General features: G+C 61.5%; 18 protein-coding genes. 4 read left to right on the plus strand and 14 right to left on the minus strand.

Annotation, left to right across the window (positions count from 1 at the left end):
* Positions 1-56: 56 nt before the first annotated feature.
* Both carA and TERRO_RS09805 read right to left on the minus strand, forming a co-directional pair.
* Entirely contained in the window at positions 57-1,196 is a 1,140-nt protein-coding gene (carA, locus tag TERRO_RS09800; RefSeq protein WP_014785843.1) for a glutamine-hydrolyzing carbamoyl-phosphate synthase small subunit, read from the minus strand.
* A gap of 111 nt (positions 1,197-1,307) precedes the next feature.
* Positions 1,308-1,616: a Rieske (2Fe-2S) protein gene (locus tag TERRO_RS09805; RefSeq protein ID WP_014785844.1), complete on the minus strand. Its 309-nt coding sequence runs from the start codon at positions 1,614-1,616 to the stop codon at positions 1,308-1,310.
* A gap of 89 nt (positions 1,617-1,705) precedes the next feature.
* Here TERRO_RS09805 and TERRO_RS09810 point away from each other — a divergent pair, with 89 nt between their 5' ends.
* Both TERRO_RS09810 and TERRO_RS09815 read left to right on the plus strand, forming a co-directional pair.
* A complete protein-coding gene (locus TERRO_RS09810; protein WP_014785845.1) occupies positions 1,706-2,671 on the plus strand; it encodes an alpha/beta hydrolase in 966 nt (321 codons plus the stop codon).
* 52 nt (positions 2,672-2,723) lie between these two features.
* Positions 2,724-3,146 carry a DoxX family protein gene (locus tag TERRO_RS09815; RefSeq protein WP_014785846.1) on the plus strand — a complete coding sequence of 141 codons (423 nt, stop codon included), beginning with the start codon at positions 2,724-2,726 and terminating at the stop codon, positions 3,144-3,146.
* Between the two features lie 410 nt (positions 3,147-3,556).
* Here TERRO_RS09815 and TERRO_RS09820 read toward each other — a convergent pair whose 3' ends face one another.
* The 3 genes from TERRO_RS09820 to TERRO_RS09830 form a co-directional block, all read right to left on the minus strand.
* Positions 3,557-4,801: a DUF1501 domain-containing protein gene (locus tag TERRO_RS09820; protein WP_014785847.1), complete on the minus strand. Its 1,245-nt coding sequence runs from the start codon at positions 4,799-4,801 to the stop codon at positions 3,557-3,559.
* 131 nt (positions 4,802-4,932) lie between these two features.
* On the minus strand, positions 4,933-7,140 hold the full coding sequence (locus tag TERRO_RS09825; protein ID WP_014785848.1) for a DUF1800 domain-containing protein: 2,208 nt from the start codon (positions 7,138-7,140) through the stop codon (positions 4,933-4,935).
* A gap of 124 nt (positions 7,141-7,264) precedes the next feature.
* Entirely contained in the window at positions 7,265-9,439 is a 2,175-nt protein-coding gene (locus TERRO_RS09830) for an alpha-ketoacid dehydrogenase subunit alpha/beta (protein WP_014785849.1), read from the minus strand.
* Between the two features lie 228 nt (positions 9,440-9,667).
* On the opposite strand from TERRO_RS09830, the gene TERRO_RS09835 reads away from it, so the two are divergent.
* On the plus strand, positions 9,668-11,236 hold the full coding sequence (locus TERRO_RS09835) for a S8 family peptidase (RefSeq protein ID WP_014785850.1): 1,569 nt from the start codon (positions 9,668-9,670) through the stop codon (positions 11,234-11,236).
* A 17-nt stretch (positions 11,237-11,253) separates the two neighbouring features.
* Here TERRO_RS09835 and TERRO_RS09840 read toward each other — a convergent pair whose 3' ends face one another.
* The 4 genes from TERRO_RS09840 to TERRO_RS09855 form a co-directional block, all read right to left on the minus strand.
* Positions 11,254-11,556: a hypothetical protein gene (locus TERRO_RS09840; protein ID WP_014785851.1), complete on the minus strand. Its 303-nt coding sequence runs from the start codon at positions 11,554-11,556 to the stop codon at positions 11,254-11,256.
* Between the two features lie 68 nt (positions 11,557-11,624).
* Positions 11,625-12,062 carry a hypothetical protein gene (locus tag TERRO_RS09845; RefSeq protein WP_014785852.1) on the minus strand — a complete coding sequence of 146 codons (438 nt, stop codon included), beginning with the start codon at positions 12,060-12,062 and terminating at the stop codon, positions 11,625-11,627.
* Positions 12,063-12,167: 105 nt separating this feature from the next.
* The gene (locus TERRO_RS09850; protein WP_014785853.1) at positions 12,168-12,464 is read right to left on the minus strand and encodes a hypothetical protein; all 297 of its coding nucleotides are present in this window, start codon (positions 12,462-12,464) and stop codon (positions 12,168-12,170) included.
* Between the two features lie 5 nt (positions 12,465-12,469).
* Positions 12,470-12,673 carry a hypothetical protein gene (locus TERRO_RS09855; RefSeq protein ID WP_014785854.1) on the minus strand — a complete coding sequence of 68 codons (204 nt, stop codon included), beginning with the start codon at positions 12,671-12,673 and terminating at the stop codon, positions 12,470-12,472.
* Between the two features lie 294 nt (positions 12,674-12,967).
* On the opposite strand from TERRO_RS09855, the gene TERRO_RS09860 reads away from it, so the two are divergent.
* Positions 12,968-13,894 (plus strand): mechanosensitive ion channel family protein, encoded by a 927-nt coding sequence (locus TERRO_RS09860; RefSeq protein ID WP_245536266.1) that lies wholly within the window; start codon positions 12,968-12,970, stop codon positions 13,892-13,894.
* Between the two features lie 23 nt (positions 13,895-13,917).
* Here the strand turns inward: TERRO_RS09860 and TERRO_RS22010 are convergent, their stop codons facing one another.
* From TERRO_RS22010 to TERRO_RS09885, 5 genes are all read right to left on the minus strand, one after another.
* On the minus strand, positions 13,918-16,230 hold the full coding sequence (locus TERRO_RS22010; RefSeq protein ID WP_014785856.1) for a PP2C family protein-serine/threonine phosphatase: 2,313 nt from the start codon (positions 16,228-16,230) through the stop codon (positions 13,918-13,920).
* A 4-nt stretch (positions 16,231-16,234) separates the two neighbouring features.
* Positions 16,235-17,194 carry a YihY/virulence factor BrkB family protein gene (locus TERRO_RS09870; protein WP_014785857.1) on the minus strand — a complete coding sequence of 320 codons (960 nt, stop codon included), beginning with the start codon at positions 17,192-17,194 and terminating at the stop codon, positions 16,235-16,237.
* 30 nt (positions 17,195-17,224) lie between these two features.
* A complete protein-coding gene (queG, locus tag TERRO_RS09875; RefSeq protein WP_014785858.1) occupies positions 17,225-18,424 on the minus strand; it encodes a tRNA epoxyqueuosine(34) reductase QueG in 1,200 nt (399 codons plus the stop codon).
* Between the two features lie 72 nt (positions 18,425-18,496).
* Entirely contained in the window at positions 18,497-19,702 is a 1,206-nt protein-coding gene (gene chrA / locus TERRO_RS09880) for a chromate efflux transporter (RefSeq protein WP_014785859.1), read from the minus strand.
* Between the two features lie 107 nt (positions 19,703-19,809).
* Positions 19,810-20,271 carry a DUF2127 domain-containing protein gene (locus TERRO_RS09885; protein WP_014785860.1) on the minus strand — a complete coding sequence of 154 codons (462 nt, stop codon included), beginning with the start codon at positions 20,269-20,271 and terminating at the stop codon, positions 19,810-19,812.
* Between the last annotated feature and the right edge of the window lie 257 nt (positions 20,272-20,528).

Here is a 20,528-nt window from a genome sequence, read left to right on the forward strand (position 1 = left end):
CTGGCAAAACACACAAGCTCTCATGAAAAGGGGCATCCTCAGGATGCCCCTTTTGATTACTTCTTCCACTCATCCATCATCTTGCGGAAGTCCTTGAACAGGTAATGCGAATCGTGCGGACCGGGGCTTGCCTCGGGGTGATACTGCACGCTGAACATCGGATGTTCTTTGTGCTTCAAGCCAGCAACCGTACCGTCGTTCAGGTTGGTGTGCGTCACCGCAACCGTCGCGTCGTCCAGTGTTTCCGGATCGACCGCATAGTTGTGGTTCTGCGAGGTGATCTCGACCTTACCCGTCTCAAGATTCTTGATGGGGTGGTTCGCTCCATGGTGGCCGAACTTCAGCTTGTAGGTCTTGCCGCCAAGTGCCAGGCCAAAAATCTGATGGCCCAGGCAGATGCCGAACATCGGCGTCTTTCCGGCCAGATCCTGCACGTTCTTCTGCGCATAATCCAGCGGCTCAGGATCTCCGGGACCATTCGAGAAGAAGACGCCATCAGGATTCATCGCCAGCACTTCTGCTGCAGAGGTCTTCGCAGGCACTACCGTCACGCGGCAGTTCTCGCGAGCCAGCATACGCAGGATGTTCTGCTTGATGCCGAAGTCATACGCGACCACATGCATCTGCTTGCCATCCGTGCTGATCGAGGCCGGCAGAAACTTGTCGCCTGTTTCGTTTGCGGCGCTGGCGCTTGAAAACTCGTAAGGGGTCTTCGTGCTCACAACAGACGCGAGATCCGTCCCATCCATCTTGCGAATGGCGCGAGCCTTGGCTACGAGCACGTCAACGTCCGTCACCTTCGTGGAGATAACGCCACGCATGACGCCATTCGCACGCAGATGCCGCACGATAGCGCGCGTGTCGACTTCCGCGATCACGGGCACGTTGTACTTCTCAAGGTATTCGTCGGTCACCTGCGTTGAGCGCCAGTTGCTGGACACCGGAGAAAACTCCCGTGTCACCAGGCCTTCAATATAGGGTTTGGTGCTCTCAGCATCATTCGGCGTGGTGCCGTAATTTCCAATCTGCGGATTGGTGAGAACAACGATCTGTCCGGCATAAGAAGGATCGGTGAAGATCTCCTGATAACCGGTCAATGCAGTGTTGAAAACGACTTCCCCGGAACATTCGGCAGGGGCGCCGAAGCCTTTACCGCGGAAGATGCGCCCGTCTTCGAGCGCGAGGATAGCTTGCATTGCCTCTCCTACTGGAGTGGATTCAATCGATTCTATCAGCGTTAGCCCCATGACACAGCATCAAGTCGAAGCTTCCTGAAGAGAAGTGTGTGAATCCACTCTCTGGCATACCTATGTAATGTCCACCAGCACGTCTCCGCCCTCCGTTTTCAAAGGGAAAATGTCGACGTGCGCATGCTCCTCCGGACAGTTGCCGGTCGTCACTTCAAAGCCCCACGCGTGCCACGGACAGACCACGCGATCTCCCTCGACCCATCCCTCACCCAACGGGCCACGACGGTGAGGACACCAGTTGTCCATCGCGCTCAAAGCGCCGTTCACATTCGCCAGGCAAACATCCACGCCCTGGGCCTCCAGCTGCATCACCTTTCCCGGCTGCGGCGCTTCCTCCACCGCGCACAAACGAACCCACTGCGCCATTCCCTACTCCCTTTTGTCGTTTCGTGATTGGATGCAGCGACAGCTCCCTCCGCACCCTCAACATCCGCCGCGCTACCATGGAGCCTGCAATGGCCCAGCAACCCAAGACCTCGCCCAAGTCACAGCCTCGCGCTACGTCATCCCGCCCTGCCCAATCGTCACCTCCGAAGACGGTCGAGGTCGTCGACCCGCGCTGGCTCGTCCGCATGCTTGGTGTCTTCATCGTGCTTGGGCTGTTTTGCAGCTATCTCGCGCTTGGGCTGCTCTTTTACATGGGATCGTGGCAGCTTGTACTGCATCCAACACGACTTGCCAATGGCGGGACACGCCTCGTCTCGGAGAAGATTCACTTCGGACCTAACGGCGCCGGCGAACCGCAACTTGCTGGCGAATGGATTGGCGTACCCGGCAGCTCTTCTCGGGCCAATTTTGCCGCCCTTTACCTACGCGGTGGTGACGGCCAGCTCGATGCTGCGGACGGCACACAGATTGCCATGCTGCGTGACCTCGGACTGAACGTCCTCGCCTTCGACTACCGCGGTTACGGCAACAGCGCCCAGCGTCCTCACCCCAGCGAAGACCGCATGCAGGCCGACGCAGTATCCGCCTGGGAGTACCTCACCAGCACCCGCCACATCGCACCCGACCACGTGATCCTCTTCGGCAGTGGTACCGGCGTCTCGCTGGCTGTGAAGCTCCTCCAGAACTACGGTCCCGGTGGCGGCCTGATCGCCTACAACGCCGATCCCACTGTCCGCGCCCGCGTTGCACACGATCCGCGCAGCCACCTCTTTCCGCTGAGCCTCGTCTTTCACGACAACTTCTCGCTGGAAGGTCTGAAGCACGTCACTACTCCAAAGCTGCTTTACACCGTCGGCCAGGCAGACGGCGCACGCAAGGCTGTCTATCAGACCGCTGCCGATCCCAAGCTGACGGTGGAAGTCCCGACACACGATGAAGCAGCCGAGAAGGCCGCGCTGACGCGCTTTCTGGACAGCAACCTGCCCGGTGCCTCTATCCCGGTACTGACACCGCAGGTGCCCTCGGCAAAATAGAACGAAGAATCGCGCTATGTCGACATAGCCTGAACGAAAGAGGTGTTCGTCCATGGCCCGATTCTTTGATCGTCTACAGCCCTTTGCCCTGCTCATACTGCGCATCGTGCTGGGTTGCGCGCTGGTATCGGCCAGTTACACCAAGATCATCCCCCACGGCGGCTTTCACGGCAACAACACCTTTGCCGCCATCGAACATTGGAACGCCTACGTCCTCACGCTTGGCATGCCGGCGTGGCTGGGCACCATCGCAGCGCTCGGAGAGTTTCTAGGCGGCTTTTGCCTTCTTGCAGGACTCTTCACACGCTTCTTCGGCGGTCTGAACACCCTCATCCTTATCGTTGCGATCGCCAAAGTCACATTCCCTTCCTACGGCGCCTCGAAGTACCCGCTTACCTGCATGGCCCTCTCTTTTATCGTGATGGCTTTCGGCGCGGGGCCTATCTCGCTGGACAGCCGTCTCGGCTGGGAATAGCAAACGCTGTCGCGGCTGCGTTTCCTGGCTGACCGAACGATTCCAATGACGCGACCACCGACGACTCTTCTTGCGACTTACCGGCAGCGATCTTCTTGGAATACTCGATTCACACAAATGAAACAATTGCTCCTTACGTGCACAAGAAGTGAAGGCCTCCGATGTTCCGGAGGCCTTACATATAAAGGTGGGAAGATTTGGTGCGGATAGGTGAAACCAGGGTCGTAGAAGGGTGACCCCGGCGTATTGCTGACTACAACGGATAAGACGCAGTCACGGTTGAAAGGTTGCGCTGTCCGCTGTGGACTTTCGGTGGAATCAAATTATGTACACCATCCACAATGAGATACATTACTCCTTCTTTCCGAATGTCACGTCATTTTCAAAGACACGTGTTGCGAATCTGACTGCTACGCGAAACGCAGGAACTGCGCAGGCGTCACAGCACCACCTGGGAAGACGGAACTCAGATCACGCGTGCCCAGTGCGTGATACGCCGCCTCGCCAAGCACCTGCCGGAAATCCGTCGTAATGGCCAGGTCGCGCCCCTCATTCAACTGGTGATCATCCAGTCCTGGCCACTGGCCGTAAACTTTGCCACCCTTGATGCTGCCGCCCAGAACGAACATCACGTTGCCATGTCCGTGATCGGTTCCACCTGTGCCATTCTGGCGTGCAGTGCGTCCGAACTCACTCATGGTGATCAGAGTGATGTGCTCCGCGTCCTGCCCCATGTCGTTCCAGAAGGCGGCGATCGCCTCGCTGAATTCCTTCAGGCGATTGGAAAGTCGGCCGTTCACGCTGCCCTGCGCCTGGTGTGTGTCCCAGTCGCCGATGTCCGCGAATGCTGCTTCCACGCCAAGATTAGCCTTCATCAACTGAGCAATCTGCTTCAGGTTGTTGGCAAATGGCGAGTTTGGATACACGACGCCGTTCGCCGGCTGATAGTGAGCGGGATCGGTCGCCTTCAACATCCTCACCGCTTCGAACGTCTCCTGACCTTCACCGCTCAGGATGCGATCGTTCGTCCCCGCGTACATGGCCTGGAATGCTGCGGATGCTGCCACACCCTGCGCTCCCTGACCGCCGACTGAGAAGTTCGCAACGTTCGCGACTGCGACTGCTGGCAGACGTCCCTGCAGAGTACGCGGAACTTGCGTACCAAGGGCTACGGCTCGGAAGGCACTCATCGCCTTCGGATCGACTCGCTCTGCCTGCAGTGCGCGGTTCAGCCATCCATCCTGCGTGCTCTTGATGCCGGGTGTGCCGCTTTCCATGTAGTCCTGCGCGTCGAAGTGCGACCGCGTCGTGTCAGGCGAACCCACTGCGTGGATCGCCGCAAGATGTCCCTGCTTGAAGAGCGGCAGTAGAGGAGCCATCGCAGGGTGGAAGCCGAACTGACCGTCCAGATCGAGCACCTCGTTCGGTTGCAGCGCGATCGACGGCCGCATCGCGTAGTAGTTCTTTTCCTTGTAGGGCACAACAATGTTCAAGCCATCAGCGGCGCCACGCTGAAACAGGACAACAAGCTTCTTGCCATTCGCCTGCGCCGTAGCCTGTTCCGCCATCACACTGCGAACAAGAAAGCCTGGCACAGCTGCCGTACCGACAAGCGCCAACGCGCCACCCCGAACAAATGCCCGACGAGAAAACATTCCGATATCCTCCGCCGGTCTGACCGGCGACTTACCCACTGCTATCAACCCAACCCATCAAACTTCGTTCTGTCAGAGCTACGCCATTTCGGCGCATCGTGGAGATAGAGATCACCCGGGTCAGCGGATTTCTATCTCCGTTGAAACTCAGGCGAGCCAAGCAACAGCCCAGCCATTGCGGCGGCCTGCTTATCTGCGGGAGGCGGTCCTGCTTTGATCACGGCCGCGCCCAGACCGCGTGGTTGTGCCATGCCCTTCTGCGGCAGAGGCCCCTTCACCTTACCGGCCACCATCATGTCCAGACGATCCTGCTGCTGTGCCTGCTTCTCCGCATCCGTTAGGACGCGGGTGCCGTTCGCGGAGAACTGCTGTGCTGCCTGCTGCGCAGTGGCATCGTTCCCTTGCGTGATCACCGCGGTGCGAGTCTGAGCGCTCACCGGTACCTCAAACAACCGCGATTCCAGCAGTGATTCTTTACGGATCGCTTCTGGATCTGCCGCACCCGATCCCGTAGTCAGCGAAACTGGACGGATCATTGGCGTTCCATTTGTTAGCGCGGGCATCCAGTCCACGGTCGCTCCGCCGATGCGATTCGTCGAGAGCGACAACGCGAAGTTCATGCGGTTAACCAATGCAGACGAGGACAGCCACGTCGCTTCATCCCACTTATAACCGGTCGGCGGCTGGCATCCGTACAGAGGCATCCCGAGCTGCTGCAGCGACTGGATCAATGGCAACGGATTCGAGACATCCGCCCCACTCGCTCGCACTGCGCTCGTGACGTACTCCAGCGGCGTCTTCAGCTTGGCGTTCACCGTTGTCGTCGTAAAGAACTCGGGCGAATGGATCATCGCGCGAAGCACCTGCCTGATATCGCCATTGCTCGAGAGGAAGGCCTTCGCCATGCGATCGACCATGGCCTGCGGTGGATTGTCACTGACGAAGCGTTGCGCGATCTCGGTCGAGATGAAGTGCGCAGTGGCAGGGCTGGTAGCGAGCATGTGCAGCGCCTGGTAGCCCTCTTCTTCTCCGGTGGGCTGGATGGTCTTGCCCAATACCGTCTTCGGTCCCGGCTCGTGCCGGTTCATGTTGAAGTTGTATGCGCCACCATCGTAGGGACGATCGAGTGTCCAGCCGGTGAAGACCTTCGCGAGTTCCGTCACGTCCTTCTGGGTGTAGCCACCCGTCACGCCTAGTGTGTGCAGTTCCATCACTTCGCGCGCGTAGTTCTCATTCAGCCCAAGGTCCTGTTTGTTCTTGGCATTCTTCTTCGCCCGCTCTGCCGCAATCGAGTTCGGTCCCATGCTTGTGGCGTTGTTCAGATACATCAGCATCGCCGGGCTTTGCGCGGTTGCAACCAGCAGGTCTTCAAACTTACCGAGGGCGTTCGCGCGGATCGTCTGCTCGTACTCCGGCAGCACACTTGGTATCTGCCCGTTGGCGCCGACGAAGACGTTGAAGTGGTTCAGCCAGAAGTCGGTCATGACCGCCTCGAGCTGTCGCTGCGAGTAGATGTCACGCAGCAGACGCGAGCCCTGCGTCTCCGCGTTGATCATGCGGTTTGTTCCGGAAAGTGCGAGCAGCGTTTCCTTTTGGAGTGGTGTCATTCCATCGGTGATCTTCGCTTCCAGTGGGCCCTTGGCGCCTTTGCGTAGCGCGATGAGGTCTGCCGGCGGCATGCTGAGGAGGCGGCCGTAGCGATCGTTTGGCGACAGCGAGACCAGCGAATCAACTGCTGCTTTGGGCATGGCAGGAGTGGCCTGTTCGAGGTTCGCGACGGCGGCCTGAGCCTGTGCTTGCGCGGCTGTTTGCGCGGCTACATTCTGCATGGAGCCGTTCATCATCGTTGCGTCTGTGTTGCCGTTTTTAGTGGCGTCTGCCTTTGATTTGTTCTCGCGAACCATCTGGTAGAACTCGACCTGGTCGCCTACGATGGCGCGTAGTTCCGGGTCATTGGGAAGCACGCCAGTCTTAGCGATCTGGCGCAGCATTGCTGGTTCCGGATAGCGGCGCATGCGGTCGCTTTGTGTCATGCGGAGGGCCGGGTAGACGTCGAGTCTTGCCTCGAAAGCACTGTCGTTTATGGACTGCGGCTGGAGCTGCCGTTCGAGCCAATTGTCCACGCCAAGTGCGCGTACAGAGGCCAAATCTGCCTGCGTTGGACCGAAAGTGAATCGATTCAGTAGCAGATTGGCTCGCGCGTCCTTGTCGAGCGGACGAGCAGCGGGCGTCGAGGCAGATTTTGTCGCAGCGATCGCACTCAGGGGTGCGCTGAAGACGAAGCTGCCACAGAGTGCCGCGGCGAGAATGTGACGAAAGTGGTGTTGAGCGATGCCCATGAAACACCTCGGGTGCTGGATTCGGGGCGGCCGAGGCCGCCGGACTCCAGTGGGAACACAACGGTCTCTGCAATGTTGCGCAGGACACATTCCGAGGTGATCTTATGCCAAGCGAAACGAAGCGCTAGAACGCTGCGAGTTCTGCCATGGCGCGGTAGAGATCTTCCGGCTGCGGGAGGATCGCATCTTCGAGGACGGGCTGGTAGGCCACGAAGGTGTCCATGCCGGCGACACGGCGCACTGGAGCGTCGAGGTCGTGGAAGAGTTCGTCAGCAATGCGTGCTGCGAGTTCTGCACCGAAGCCCCAGCTTCGCATGTCCTCGTGCGCGATGATGACGCGATTTGTCTTGCGGACGCTCTCGGCGATGGCTTCGAAGTCGTAGGGTGAGAGCGATCTCAGATCGATCACTTCGACGCTGATGTCCTGCTCACGTTCGATCTTCTGCGCGGCCTGCAGGGCACGCGGGACCACGGCGCCGTAGGTCACGACGGTGAGGTCGGTACCAGTCTTGACGGTCTTTGCCTTGCCGAACGGGATGGCGTACTCCGGTCCTGGATAAGGGGCGCGGCCGTAGGCCTCGCGGTAGAGGCGCTTGTGTTCCAGGAAGAGGACGGGATCATCGCACCGGATCGCTGTGCGCAGCAGACCTGCCGCATCGAGCGCGTTGGATGGCATGACGACGCGCACGCCGGGCGTGTGCGTGAAGATGCTCTCACCGGACTGAGAGTGATAGAGCGATCCGCCGGTGAGGTAGCCGCCGATGGGGACACGGATCACCAGAGGTGATGAGTGGTTGCCGTTCGATCTCCAGCGGAAGACGGATAACTCGTTCCGCATCTGGTGCATGGCAGGCCAGATGTAATCAAAGAATTGAATTTCTACGACGGGCTTCAGGCCGCGTGAGGCCATGCCGATGGCGCGACCGACGATGTTGGCTTCAGCCAACGGCGAGTTGAAGACGCGGTCGGAGCCGAACTCTGTCTGCAGGCCCGCGGTGATCTTGAAGACACCGCCCTTGCCCTTCAAGGTGCCGGTCTTCAGATGTTCGTCGCGTGTCGCGTCGGCGACGTCTTCGCCAAAGACGATGATGCGCGGATCGCGCCGCATTTCGTCGCGGAGGGTGTGGTTGATCAGGTCCGCGATGGTGTGGTCGACGGCGTCTTCGAGCTTGGGTTCCGTCGCGAAGACTGCGTCGGTCGGCTTCAGGTCTTCGGAATAGACGTGCTTCGTGATGTTGGCGACGAGCGGGAGTGGAGCGCCCAGTGCGACGTCGGCCGCTGCGCGGACTTCGTCGTCGACTGCGCGCTTGAGTTTGTCCAGAGCCTCTTCGGTCAGGAAGCCTTCACGGAGAAGGAGTGCTTCGGTGCGACCAAGCGGATCGCGCAGGGCGTCGGCTTCAAGCTCTGAGGGGTGCCGGTACCAGCGCTCGTCATCGCTGAGTGCGTGCGAGTACGGGCGGATGACGTGGCCGTGGACCAGCGCGGGGCCCTTGCGAGCGCGGCAGTAGGCGACCGCCTCCCTCATCGCTTCATAGCTGGCGATGGGATCGGTGCCGTCGATCTCGGCGAAGTGAAAGTTTGGGAAGTTCGCGACGAGCCGCGAGATGTTGCCACCCGGCGTGTTGGCTTCGACGGGCGTGGAGATGGCGTAGCCGTTGTCTTCCACGACGAAGATGACCGGCAGGCGGTTGTTCGAGGCGGTGTTCAGCGCCTCCCAGAACTCGCCCTGCGAGGTGGAGCCTTCGCCGATGGAGGTGTAGACGACCTCGTCGGACTCGAAACTGACGTCTTTGAACTTGCGGTAGTCCCCCGCGCCGTATTCGCCAGCGGCAGCGTCGGGATGATCCGTGAAGTAGATGCCGGCCTCGGCACAGCCGACGGCGTGCAGGCACTGGGTGCCTGTCGCTGAGGATGGCGACATAAGGTGGATCGGCTTGCTGGTCCAGTGGGACGGCATCTGGCGTCCGCCGCTGCCGGGGTCGTCTGCGCCTACGGCCTGTAGAAGCTGGTCGGTGACCGTCTGCCCGAGTGCCAGGCATAGCGCCCGGTCACGATAGTACGGGAAGAACCAGTCATAGCCTGGCTTCAGTGCGAGACCGGCGGCTACCAGAAGGGCTTCGTGGCCGGCGCAGGAGATCTGGAAGAAGATTTTCTGCTGGCGCTTCAGCAGGATTTCGCGGTCGTCGGTCTTCCGCGACAGGTACATCAGCCGATAGAAGTGGATCAGCTCTTCTCCCGTAAGGGATCCAAGCGCACTCTCTGCCTTTGTCGTCCCTGCTGTCGTGGTGCGCGCTGCCATGCTGTTGCCCTTGTCCTAAGATCCTGGTCCGCCGTCACCACGTCACGGCGTTCCCTGCTGATTGTAAAGCGGTAGCGTCCGCCGTGCATCACGCGGGGACGACGCCTGCTTCAAGCTTGCGAACGGCGCGCCGATAAGGACCCCGTGGCAGATCCGGGGCCAGACGCTGAAAGGTGTCGCCTGTCCGGCTGCTGCGAGCGGATTGCACAGACCAGGTGAGGCTTTCAAATGTTCTCGATCTCCAGCTTGCGAAGGGCGGTTCTCTACCTCTTCTTCACCATCACGACGGTGTCGCTGGTGCGACCTGACGTGCATGGGCAGACTGTGTCTGCGACGGCCGCCAGCGTGAATGGCGTCCATCGACTCCTGGTGATCTACCGCAACGGCAGTATTCCCGGGGATGCGGAGGGCGCAGCCGTCCGTGCCGGCGGACACCTGCTGCGACGGCACGAGCGGCTGGGCACTGCACTCCTGACGGGGACGAGCGCGGCTGAGTCTGCCCTGAAGCTGGACCCAAGAGTGGAATTCGTCGTCGAGGACCGGGTGGTGACTGCTTCGAGTGTTGTGACTCGGTTGGAGACGGACGGGTCATCGGCGACGCGAACGGCCCCGATCCTGCGTGCCAATGTGCCGCGCGCCACGCCGCGAGATGATGGCGCCGACAGCTTCTATCGCGACTCGGCGCAGGGCTGGGCGGTTCGTGCCGTGGGAGCGATGGGCGGTGGCGTTGCCGGAAGTGGCGTCGCCGGACCGTGGGCGACGACAACCGGCAAGGGTGTTCGCATTGCGATTCTGGATAGCGGTGTCGATCGCGCCCACCCGGATATTGCTCCGAACCTGGCGCTGAGCATGACGGAGATCAACCAGGCCGTGCAGCCGAGCGTATGCGATGACGGTTCGCCCCAGGACCAGAGCGGTCACGGAACCTGGGTGGCGTCGCTGGCTGCGGGTGCGGCGGGAAGCGGCACGGGGCGAATGGTAGGCGTAGCGCCCGAGGCGGTGCTGCTGAATATCAAGGTGATGCAGCGCATGCCTGGGGACGGCAACTCGACGGCGGCGCAGTGCAATGCGGGACAGGCTTCCGGCTTGCTGTCGTGGGTGTTGCAGGGCGTGGAAGACGCCATTGCGCAACGGGCGGACGTGATTGTGATGAGTATGAGTGTGACGCTGGACCTGTACAGCGGCGACGCGGCTGGGCTGAAGGCGAGCTTTGACCGCGTGACACACGCGGCTGCCGACGCAGGAGCCGTGGTGGTGGCTGCCGCGGGCAACGATGCCTTCGACTTCACCAACACGAGGTATCTGGCGCTGCCGGCGCAGTCCCGAGATGTACTGGCCGTGGTCGCCTCAACGAATCCCGATTGTGCGCAAAACCTGGTGACGAACGCCACGTGCGTTGCGGGCGTTCCGACCCTGGCGTACTACAGCAACCTGGGAGCGCCGCTGCATGCGGTGGGCGCACCCGGCGGCAGCTATCCGGCGGGCGGCGACGAGAGCGTCTCCGGATGGGTGCGCGGAGCGTGCAGCAACGGTCAGCCGAATACGGTGGACGGCGTGCCGACGGACGCGAATCACTCCGAAGGGTGCTTCAACCTGGGCCATGTGCCGTATGTGCAGGCGCTCGGCACCAGCGCGAGTGCGCCGCTGGCTGCGGGAGTTGTGGCACTGGTTCGCGCGGCGCATCCGGAGTGGAGTGCTGCAACGGTACTGGCTGCGGTGCGAGCTTCCGCGGTGCCGACCGCCTCGATGGCGTACGGCGTGGTGAATGCCGCAGCCGCACTTGCCTATCGGCCGTGACCGTCGCCAACCCTGGTCTATTGCCTCATGCGGTCTTTGACCGACTTCGCGAGTTTCTCGATCTGGTCGGCTTGCTTGATGACCTGGACGGAGAGTTCGTCCTTTTTGGTCTGATCGACCGCGGTTTTAAGCTGCTGCGCCATCGCCAGCAGTTGGTCAGCGTCGGCTAGCATCTTTTTCTGGCGATCCTGCGCGACCATCTCGGCACGTGCGTGCTCCGGGACCTGTGCTGTCCCCGTGAAGCGCTGCTGCGCGTGAGCAGTAGCTATCAGGAGCGTCACGGTAAGAACGACCTTCGACATACGAACAAGGTTCAACATCCCACACCATCCAAAACAGTCCGTGCCGGCAGTTTGCAGCCGACATGCGGCACCGCCAGGCGAGCAAATCAATCCCGCATCTGGTCCTTCACCGATCGCGCCAGCCTGGCGATGTCGTCGAGTCGCTTTGCGTCTTCGGGCGTTGCTTCCCGTGTCGCAAGTTGCGCCCTCAACTGCTCCGTCAACTCCAGCAGCCGATTGGCGCTGTCCACCATACGCCTCTTCCGTTCCAGTTTGCGAGCGGCTTCGCGGCGCGTGACGATCTCTTTTGGAAAGTCGGGCGACACCGAAGAATCAAGGGGGTAGGTGGAGTTCCCGGGCCTGGAAGGATCCATGCCGCGCCCGTTGTTGGGGATGTTGCTGGGCGTCTGATTCTGCCGCATGTTGGGGTAGCTGTTCGCCTGTCCGAAGGCAGTCGAAGGAGAGGGCAAAACGATTCCCAGCGACACCGCCGTCAACAGCACGGTGGAAATGACAGCAGGACGTACGAGGTGTGATGCCTTCATGCTGCTGCCCCTCCTGTGTGTGTGGCGCTGCGATGTAACGCGCTGCGAGGTGAATGGTGAAGCGGATGTTGCGTTAGATGCTATGCGGCTGCGAAAACCTGGAGCCTATTTTGGAGCTTCGTCCTTCATGGTGTTCGCAAGCTTCTCGAGCTCACGAATCTGCTTGATGGCTGTGGCGGAGATCTCGCCGCCCTTCATGTTGCCAACGGATTCGTGAATCTGCCGGCCGAGGGCGGAGAGACGCTGCGCCTGATCGTTGAGTTTCTTCTGGCGCTCTGTTGTGGCGGGCGCACTTACCGTGGCGGCGTTTTGCTGTACGGAGGGCGGGTGCACCGGTTGTGCCTGGGCGGGAGCATTGAGTGTGAGAAGGAGCGTGGGAGCTGCGAGAAAGGATGCGCGCATGTTGATCAGTCCTCCAGCTTGCCCTGAATGGATTTTGCGAGACGCGAGATCTCATGCAGGCGTTTGAGGTCTGCTGTCGTGAGTTCCTGATGGGTTGCGGTGTCTTTCTGGAACTGCTCCGTCATGCTCTGCAGCAAGGCGGCTTGTTCGATTGCCTGTTTCCGCTCTGTGAGCCGCCGCTTCGCCTTGAACCGTTCGAGCAGAAGCACGGAAGGTGAGCTACCGGGGTCACTGCTGGAGGGCGCGCTTTCGTAGACGCTTGGCAGTGGCGCTATGACTTGCGGTGAGGGGTGGCGACGCCCCGCCCCTGGCCGCTTGTCGACGAGGCGACGAGATACAAAGAGGCGATCCCGATGGCGTTGCCAAGAGTGTGCCGATGCATAGGGGTTCCCTTTCGGTCGATGCGGAGCGGTCGGCCTGCGACAATGTTTGGGGTAAGGGCTCTGCCCCAAGATCATAACTCTGAAGCCGGCAGGAGCTCGCGCATGCTTTTCACACCGCTTATGACATTGTTTGTTCCGACCACACCGCCCGATGCCAGCTTTAAGGAGCTGGGCCATAGCTGGCACGTGGACATTGTGGACTTTGTCCGCCACGACGCTCCGAAGATCCTGGTGATCCTGCTGGTCTCGTTTGTCCTGCAGCGGATCGTGGCTTTCTTCGTGAACCGTATGCGCCGCATTGCGGACGCGTATGCCGGCCGGAGTCCTCGGGCGTCGCAACTGCGCACCGTGGCGGCAATTCTGCGAGCCAGTTGTTACGGATTGATCGGTTTCATTGCCCTGCTGCAGATCCTGCCGCTGTTCAACATTGATCTAAAGCCGCTGCTGGCGTCGGCGGGAGTGGTGGGGCTTGGCATCTCGTTTGGCGCGCAGTCGCTGTTCAAGGACATGCTGAACGGCATCTTCATCCTGATCGAAGACCAATTCAATGTGGGCGACGTGGTGAAGCTGGCGGGCCTGACGGGAACGGTGGAAGATCTATCACTGCGCGCGACGACGCTGCGGGATGGCGACGGCACGCAGTACTTTATTCCCAACTCGCAGATTGCAACGGTATCGAACCTGTCGCGCGAGTTCTCGGTGGCTTCCCTTTCGGTATCGGTGGATGCTTCGGCGGACCCGGACCGGGTGACGGCGCTGCTGCGGGAGATTGCGGCGGAGGTCCGCAGCGAACCGGCGTTCAAGGATGTGGCGATCGCTGATGCGGACATTCTTGGGGTAGACAAGATCAACGGTCGCGAAGTGATCTATCCCGTGAATATTCGAGTGAAGGCGAACCAGAAGGATGGGATTTTGCGTGCACTGCGCCGCCGGATCCTGCAGCGATTCGATCAGGAAGGCATTCCGCTGGGCATGCCGACGAGCACGTTTGTGATGGCAGGGGCCGCACGATCCCACGGTCGCTCAGCCTGCGCCGTCCGTTACTGAGGGGTAGAACCGGGCGAGACTGATTACATCTTGCGGGCGAGTACGAGGGTGATGTCGTCCGGCTGTTCGCCGCCGCCGATCCATGCGTCGAGCGCCGCCATCACCTCATGCGAGATGACTTCGAGGGGCTGGTCGCGGTGTTCGCGGACGACCTCAAGCAGGCGGTCCTCACCGAACTCGCCGAAGTCGTTCTCGGGTTCGGTGACGCCGTCGGAGTAAGCGATGAGCAGGTCGCCGGTGTCGAGTGTGACGGTTTCCTGCTCGTAGTGCATGCCGTCCATGAGGCCGACTACGGTGCCGCCCTTGTCTAGCCGTATGACCCGGCCGTCGCGTTTGAGGATGAAGGGCGGTAGCTGCCCTGCGTTGGAGTAGGTAAGCCGGCCACTGGCGTCGTCGTAGTGCGCAAGGAAGAGGGTGGCGTACTTTTCCGGCTGGGTGGAGCGGTAGAGGTGCTTGTTGAGCAGGGACAGGATGCGGGCGGGCGATTCGAAGAGTTCGCCGCACTCGAGCGACTCCTGGTGGGTGAGTGCGCGGGCGGTGTCGCCGTAGAGCTCTTCGCTGGCGAGACGGTAGGCGCGCACGGCGGAGTGCAGCGTTGCCATGAGGAGCGCGGCCGAGATTCCCTTGCCGCTGATGTCGCCCAGGGCGAGGCCGAGGCCGGTGATCTTTCGCGAGTTGTCGTTGTCGTCGTGGAAGACGAGGAAGTCGTAGTAGTCGCCGGAGACCGTGCGGGCGGGGCGGCAGATGCCGTGCAGTTGGAGCGATGGCACGCGAACGGAGGCCTGCGGGAAGAGGTTTGCCTGCACCTCCTGCGCGATGCTTAGTTCGCTCTGCATGCGCTCCTTTTCCTTTTGCTCCTCGATGAGTCTGCCGAGCGACCAGGACATGCGGTTGAAGGAGCGGCAGAGGTCGGCGAGCTGGTCGTCGCGCTGCACCTGGATGCGGTGAGCGAGGTTGCCGCTGTCGATGGAGAGCGTGGCGGCGTAGAGGTCCTCGACGGAGCCGGTCATGGTTCTTGTGAGGCGCATTGCCACGTAGAAGGCGAAGATCTCAAAGATGGCGAAGACCAGGCAGATGCCGAGGAAGACAGCGCGTACCGTGTCGGAGATGCGGCCGGTGAGGCCGCTGCCGAAGAGCTGCTCAAAGAGAATGGACGGGCGGGATTCTACGTTGAATGGGACGGCCTGGATTTCGCCGGTCTCCCAGTTGACGACGGAGAGCGTGGACGGAAAGCGGACGCCGTAGTCGAAGAAGGAGGATGCTGGCGGCCGGACGCCGCCCACCAGCCGGGTGCGGCGCAGCTCCTTTGCGGTGAGGCTGGCGCGGCGCTTCTGCTGGAGTGCGAGGCCGGGCACGAGCGTTACCTGTCCGAGGCCGTCGGCGACTCCATTCAGAAGCTGCTCCGAGACGGGAACGCTGCCGATGACGGTGACGGTGTGGTCGTGGCCTGCGGGTACTCGGTCGACCACGGCCATGTAGAGCACGCCGCCGTCGGCGACGAAGACCTTCAACTGACCGAAGCGGCGCTTACCTACCCAGTCCGCCATGCGTAAGGGACTGCGTGCGTTGCCGGCGAATCCCGGGGTGTCGACGGGCGTTTTGTCGACGTAGATGGCGCGTTGGCGACCTTCCAGGATTCGTCCGGCGGCATTACCGGGTGCATTGGCCCCGGGGCCTGCGCTGTTCGGCAGAGTGCCGGCGGTTGCCGGCGCGTCTGCCGCTGGAGTGGTGGGCGCCGAGGTGGGCGCTGCGGCTGGGCGTGTGCCGGCGGGTCCGCCGCTGGTTCCGGGAGTACGGTTTGGACCGCCTCGGCCGAATCCTCCAAAGCCGTTCGGAAAGCGCATCAAGCTGTCGACGGTGGCGCCGTCTTCGAGACGGTGGGCGATACCGAAGGCGAGGCCTGCGTCGGTGGTCCCCATGCTGTCCAACTGCAACTGCAGGTGCGACGCTGCGAGATGAATGGCGAACTGCCCTGCTGCGACGTATGCGGCCAGGAAGACCAGCGTGAAGAAGAGCACGACTGGGGTCAGGCCGATGAGGAGGTAGGTGAGAATCAGCTTGTTGCGCAGGCGCCACAGCATGCCGTGGCGAGCTGCCCGGTAGAGCACCGGCACGCCGGATAGGATGCCGATCGCGAGCAGAGGCCAACGCAGGAACGATGCGGCGCTGCCAAGACTTTCCGGCAGATAGGCCAGCAAAAAGCAAAGTGCAGTAAGTCCCCAGACCAGGCGGACCCACATTGGCACGCGCCGCCATGGGCCGGGACCCGGTGCTCCTGTCGCCGCGTAGAGCGGGTCAGACATGTTCTGCTGGCGTGGACGAAGCACTAGCGGCATCGGCTCAGTCTGCCTCCGCCGCGTGAGCCATGCGCATGGCGTGACGCGTCGCAGAGAAGTGCGCGCCGGCCAGCAGCATCAGGCCGCTCAGGAATGCCCAGAGCATCAGGCCGACCGAGATCTGAAAGGGGCCATAGACATCCTGGAAGTTCAGGTGGGGCAACGTGAGGATATAGAGGTGTTTCGCGCCCTCCCACAGCAGGCCGGTGACGATGGCGGTGGGTAAGACCGCGAGCGCGGGGATCTTGCGGTTGGGCAGGATCCAGTAGATCAGGAAGAAGAGCATGACTGAGCTGAATGTCGCAAGGACGCTCAGGAAGCCTTTCGAAAGAACTGCATAGAAGATGTTCTGCGTGTGGCCCATGAAGAGGAAGCCGAGCACTGCCTGCTGCGCGGAGGAGACACCAATCGAAAACATAGCCAGCAGACCGACGGAGAGGGCGAGGCCGAGGGACACCGCCTGGTTGTGCAGGTAGCTGCGATTCTTCGTTACGCGCCACACGTTATTCAGTGCAACCTCAAGCGGCAGGAAGACGCCGGTGCTGCTGACGAGCAGCATGCCCACGCTGAAGAACTGCACGCCCTTGTGCGGATGCACCAGCAGTGTCATGTTTCGCATGACAAAATCCTGGCCAACGGGCAGGTAGCTGTACATTAGCTGGCTGACGACCGTCACCATCGCAGGCGAGTGGAAGATGACACGCGAGATGGTCAACAGGAGGACGATGAACGGGAAGAGCGACAGGATGACGTTGGCAGCTACGGAGAAGGCGTAGGTGTGGACGTCGGTCTGCGTCAGATAACGCAGCAGCGCCACGAGTTGCGCGCCGGTACCACCTTCGATCGGCTCAGGCCACACTTCGCGCTCGCCTGGCGCGGACTTGACGCCTTCCGCCTGAGCCTCACTTGGTTCTTCGGATGGTTTCGACGGCTCGGCTTCGTAGGGCGGCGTAATGAACGGCATAGGCGGCGCACGGGCCCCCATCCGCCCGGTTCAAACGATGCTAGCAGAGCTATCCGGTGTGATCTTCTCTTCTTTGAAGGCCTGCGGCGTCTGTTGGTCTAAAGACGTTCCGGTCCCCACGATTTGTTCCAAGGCCCACGCCGCAGCTTCGCGGAGCATCTCGTCCTCGCCGGCTGCCCACGTCTGCAGACGTTGGGTGTGCCGTGCATCCCCGCTGTTGCCCATGGCGATGGCCACGTTGCGCTGGAGGCGGCGACGACCGGTGCGCTCGAGTGGCGATCCGCGAAACCTGCGCTTGAATGCAGGGGTATCCATTGCGGCCAGATCCTCAAGCGACGGATTTACAAGGGATGTTCTTGCCTGCATGTCCGGAGCGGTTCCGACGGGCGCCCGACGATTCCAGGGGCAGACGTCCTGACAGATGTCGCAGCCGAAGACCTGCCGCCCCATGAGAGGTCGAAGCGACTCGTCGATACTGCCCTTCTTTTCGATGGTCAAATAGGCGATACATCGGGTGGCATCCATCCGCCGGGGCGCGATGAGCGCGTCGGTCGGGCAGGCATCGATGCAGCGGGTGCATGTGCCGCACCGGTCAGCGGCCGGAAGCAAGACTGCGTCATTTGTCAGCGGCAACGATGTGAGCAGGACGCCCAGCAGCAGCCACGATCCCTGCTGCTGGTTGAGCATGCAGGTGTTCTTGCCGATCCATCCGATGCCTGATAGTTGCGCGAACCATCGCTCTACGACGGGGCCGGTGTCGACGTAGCAGCGTGTCTGGATAGCTTCCTCGCCGGGAGGCACCATGGCGTGCAGGTCGGCTTCGACTCGTTTGAGACGAGCGAGCAGTACCTCGTGATAGTCGGTCGGGACGGCCTCATCGCCGGTACTGTCGCCGCTCCAGGCGTAGCGTGCGATCCATCCGGCGCCATCGGGTGCTGCATCGATGGATCGCGGCTGGGCGCTGTTGTAGTTGATGGCGCAGAGCACCACCGACCGCGCCCACGGTACCGCCCGCTGCAGTGACGAGCGTAGCGGGACGCCGTCGGCGTCCTCGCGCAGCATCCATGCCATGTCCCCGGCAAAGCCTGCGCGAGCCCATTCCGCGAAGCGCTCGCTTTGGAGTTTTTCTTCTGGCGAGTCGCGCTCCGGCACCGCCGCGACGCCGGCCAGGTCAAAGCCCGCGCCGAGCGCACTTGCAATCAGGTTCTCGCGGAGGCGCGGTGTGATCATGATCTTTCGGCTCTCACCTATTATTGCCTTCGTCTTCAGACTGGTGTGAGCCGAGCCGCGCCACGCCCGCGTTCAGTGCCAGGCGCCTGACCCAGCAAGGTTGAGAGCCAAGGTGATCGCGACCACCAGTATGGGTTGGAGCTTCCATTGCGTGATTAGAACGAATGCGAGCAGCGCGATGCAGAAGTCTGCTGTGCCGTGGATTGCGGTTGTCCAGAGCGGATGAAAGAGTGCTGCAATGAGGACTCCTACGACTGCAGCGTTGACTCCTCGAAGTGCCGACTGGACGGTGTGACGCTCGCGCCAGCTTTGCCAGAATGGCAGGATGGATCCCATCGCGAGCAGGCCGGGAGCGCTGAGACCGAGGAGTCCCAGTAGACCGAAGAGCACGCGGTGGGCGGAACCCTGTATCGACGCGCCCAGGAATGCACCGAAGGTAAAGAGCGGACCTGGGACTGCCTGCGCTGCTCCGTAACCGGATAAGAAGACGGGCTCGCTCACCCAGCCAGGAGTGACGAAAGCACTTTCGAGCAGGGGGAGGACGACATGGCCGCCGCCGAAGACCAGTGCTCCGCAGGTGTAGAAGGCGGAGAGCACCTGGAGTGCGAGCAGGTGGGTCAGGCGACTTGTCACAGGGAGCAGGAGCAGCAGACCGAAGAGTGTGGCCGCGCAGGCGATGCCGACGATCCTGGAGGGCCGCACCAGGAATGCTCGTGGTGAAGCGGGCGGGACGGTTCGAAAGAATGCGAGACCGATGATCGCGCCGAGGAGGATCGCGAGGAGAGTGCCGAATCGGGCCGGGCCGAAGCTGACAATTACGAGCGCGCCAACGGCGATGATCATGCGTCCGCGATCGGGTGCGAGGGAACGCTGCATCATCAAGACGGCCTGAGCGACGATGGCGACCGCGACAAGCTGCAGACCGTGCACTATGCGGAGGCCGAGCGTGCCGGAGAGATGCGTTGCCGCAAAGGCGAAGAGCAACATCAGGAGAGCGGACGGTAAGGTGAACGCTGTCCAGGCCGCGATGCCGCCGAGCCATCCGGCACGGAGCACGCCGAGACCAAAGCACACCTGGCTGCTGGATGGTCCCGGGAGGGATTGGGCGAGGGCTATGAGTTCTGCGAAGCTGTCTTCGTTGCACCATCTGCGCTGGACGACGATGTCTTCCTGAAGGTAGCCAAGATGGGCGATGGGGCCGCCGAACGAGACGCAGCCCAGGCGCAGGAAGGCGAGGAACACCTCAAGCGTCGTGCCGCGTGATGACTCCTGCTCCATCTGTCAGCCGCTCCTCAATGCTCGACGATACAGAGCGCGAGAGGCATTTCCCTTAACGCGCGAAGCGTCTGGAGACTTTGCAGCACGGCCTGTCGCCCTTTGTAGCGTCAGGGCTTTTTCTGGTTCCGGATCCTGAGGATGAGATAGAGGACGATCGCCACGTTGAGCGCGAGCACGACCACCTTGACGGCGGTGGGGTGGAGATGGATCTCGAAGATCTCCAGTGGGATCAGCGAGGCGGTGATGATCGCTGTGAACCACTCGGCCCATGGCTTCATGAGCCAGAGCCCGATGCCCTCAGTAAGGAAGAGGGCCGCGTAGATGAAGCTGCCGATGCCGACCTCTTTGAAGTCCTTCGATGGCAGGTTGACGATCCTGGCCAGAGCCCCGTCGACGTAACGGCCACCCGGATTGAAGCCGATCGTTGCTGCCAGACGATTCACTGCTTCGGTAGCGTCGTTGTTGTGAAGTAAGTGGAGCGCGCCGATGCCTACGGCGACGAGCGTGATGGCTTTCACCAGTTTGAAGATGGCGATCAGCCGGAGCAGGCCGCTGTTTTTCTGTGTCACGTCGATTGCTACCTTTTCAAGTTTTGCGCCCGTAAGAGTCGACGGATAAGGCTATCTCTCTGATGCTGCGGCGAAGTTTCCTGTCCAGCAGATACAGGTGAGGCTGTAGACGCGGGGGCGTCGGCGTCGCATGCACTATCCTTGCTTCAGTCATAATGAAGTCCCCTGTAAGCCGTCTCCTCGCTACCCTCTTTATTCTTTGCGTCCTCTTTCTCGTTTACAAGAGTTTCTTTCCGACGAGTGTTCACGCGCCTCGA

The sequence above is a fragment of the Terriglobus roseus DSM 18391 genome, from assembly GCF_000265425.1.
Taxonomy (GTDB): domain Bacteria; phylum Acidobacteriota; class Terriglobia; order Terriglobales; family Acidobacteriaceae; genus Terriglobus; species Terriglobus roseus.

What these genes read in the sequence shown, in the direction of transcription:
- carA (WP_014785843.1), bottom strand. Translation starts at nt 1,196, where the DNA reads ATGCAAGCTATCCTCGCGCTCGAAGACGGGCGCATCTTCCGCGGTAAA.
- TERRO_RS09805 (WP_014785844.1), bottom strand. Translation starts at nt 1,616, where the DNA reads ATGGCGCAGTGGGTTCGTTTGTGCGCGGTGGAGGAAGCGCCGCAGCCG.
- TERRO_RS09810 (WP_014785845.1), top strand. Translation starts at nt 1,706, where the DNA reads ATGGCCCAGCAACCCAAGACCTCGCCCAAGTCACAGCCTCGCGCTACG.
- TERRO_RS09815 (WP_014785846.1), top strand. Translation starts at nt 2,724, where the DNA reads ATGGCCCGATTCTTTGATCGTCTACAGCCCTTTGCCCTGCTCATACTG.
- TERRO_RS09820 (WP_014785847.1), bottom strand. Translation starts at nt 4,801, where the DNA reads ATGTTTTCTCGTCGGGCATTTGTTCGGGGTGGCGCGTTGGCGCTTGTC.
- TERRO_RS09825 (WP_014785848.1), bottom strand. Translation starts at nt 7,140, where the DNA reads ATGGGCATCGCTCAACACCACTTTCGTCACATTCTCGCCGCGGCACTC.
- TERRO_RS09830 (WP_014785849.1), bottom strand. Translation starts at nt 9,439, where the DNA reads ATGGCAGCGCGCACCACGACAGCAGGGACGACAAAGGCAGAGAGTGCG.
- TERRO_RS09835 (WP_014785850.1), top strand. Translation starts at nt 9,668, where the DNA reads ATGTTCTCGATCTCCAGCTTGCGAAGGGCGGTTCTCTACCTCTTCTTC.
- TERRO_RS09840 (WP_014785851.1), bottom strand. Translation starts at nt 11,556, where the DNA reads ATGTTGAACCTTGTTCGTATGTCGAAGGTCGTTCTTACCGTGACGCTC.
- TERRO_RS09845 (WP_014785852.1), bottom strand. Translation starts at nt 12,062, where the DNA reads ATGAAGGCATCACACCTCGTACGTCCTGCTGTCATTTCCACCGTGCTG.
- TERRO_RS09850 (WP_014785853.1), bottom strand. Translation starts at nt 12,464, where the DNA reads ATGCGCGCATCCTTTCTCGCAGCTCCCACGCTCCTTCTCACACTCAAT.
- TERRO_RS09860 (WP_245536266.1), top strand. Translation starts at nt 12,968, where the DNA reads ATGACATTGTTTGTTCCGACCACACCGCCCGATGCCAGCTTTAAGGAG.
- TERRO_RS22010 (WP_014785856.1), bottom strand. Translation starts at nt 16,230, where the DNA reads ATGCCGCTAGTGCTTCGTCCACGCCAGCAGAACATGTCTGACCCGCTC.
- TERRO_RS09870 (WP_014785857.1), bottom strand. Translation starts at nt 17,194, where the DNA reads ATGCCGTTCATTACGCCGCCCTACGAAGCCGAGCCGTCGAAACCATCC.
- queG (WP_014785858.1), bottom strand. Translation starts at nt 18,424, where the DNA reads ATGATCACACCGCGCCTCCGCGAGAACCTGATTGCAAGTGCGCTCGGC.
- chrA (WP_014785859.1), bottom strand. Translation starts at nt 19,702, where the DNA reads ATGGAGCAGGAGTCATCACGCGGCACGACGCTTGAGGTGTTCCTCGCC.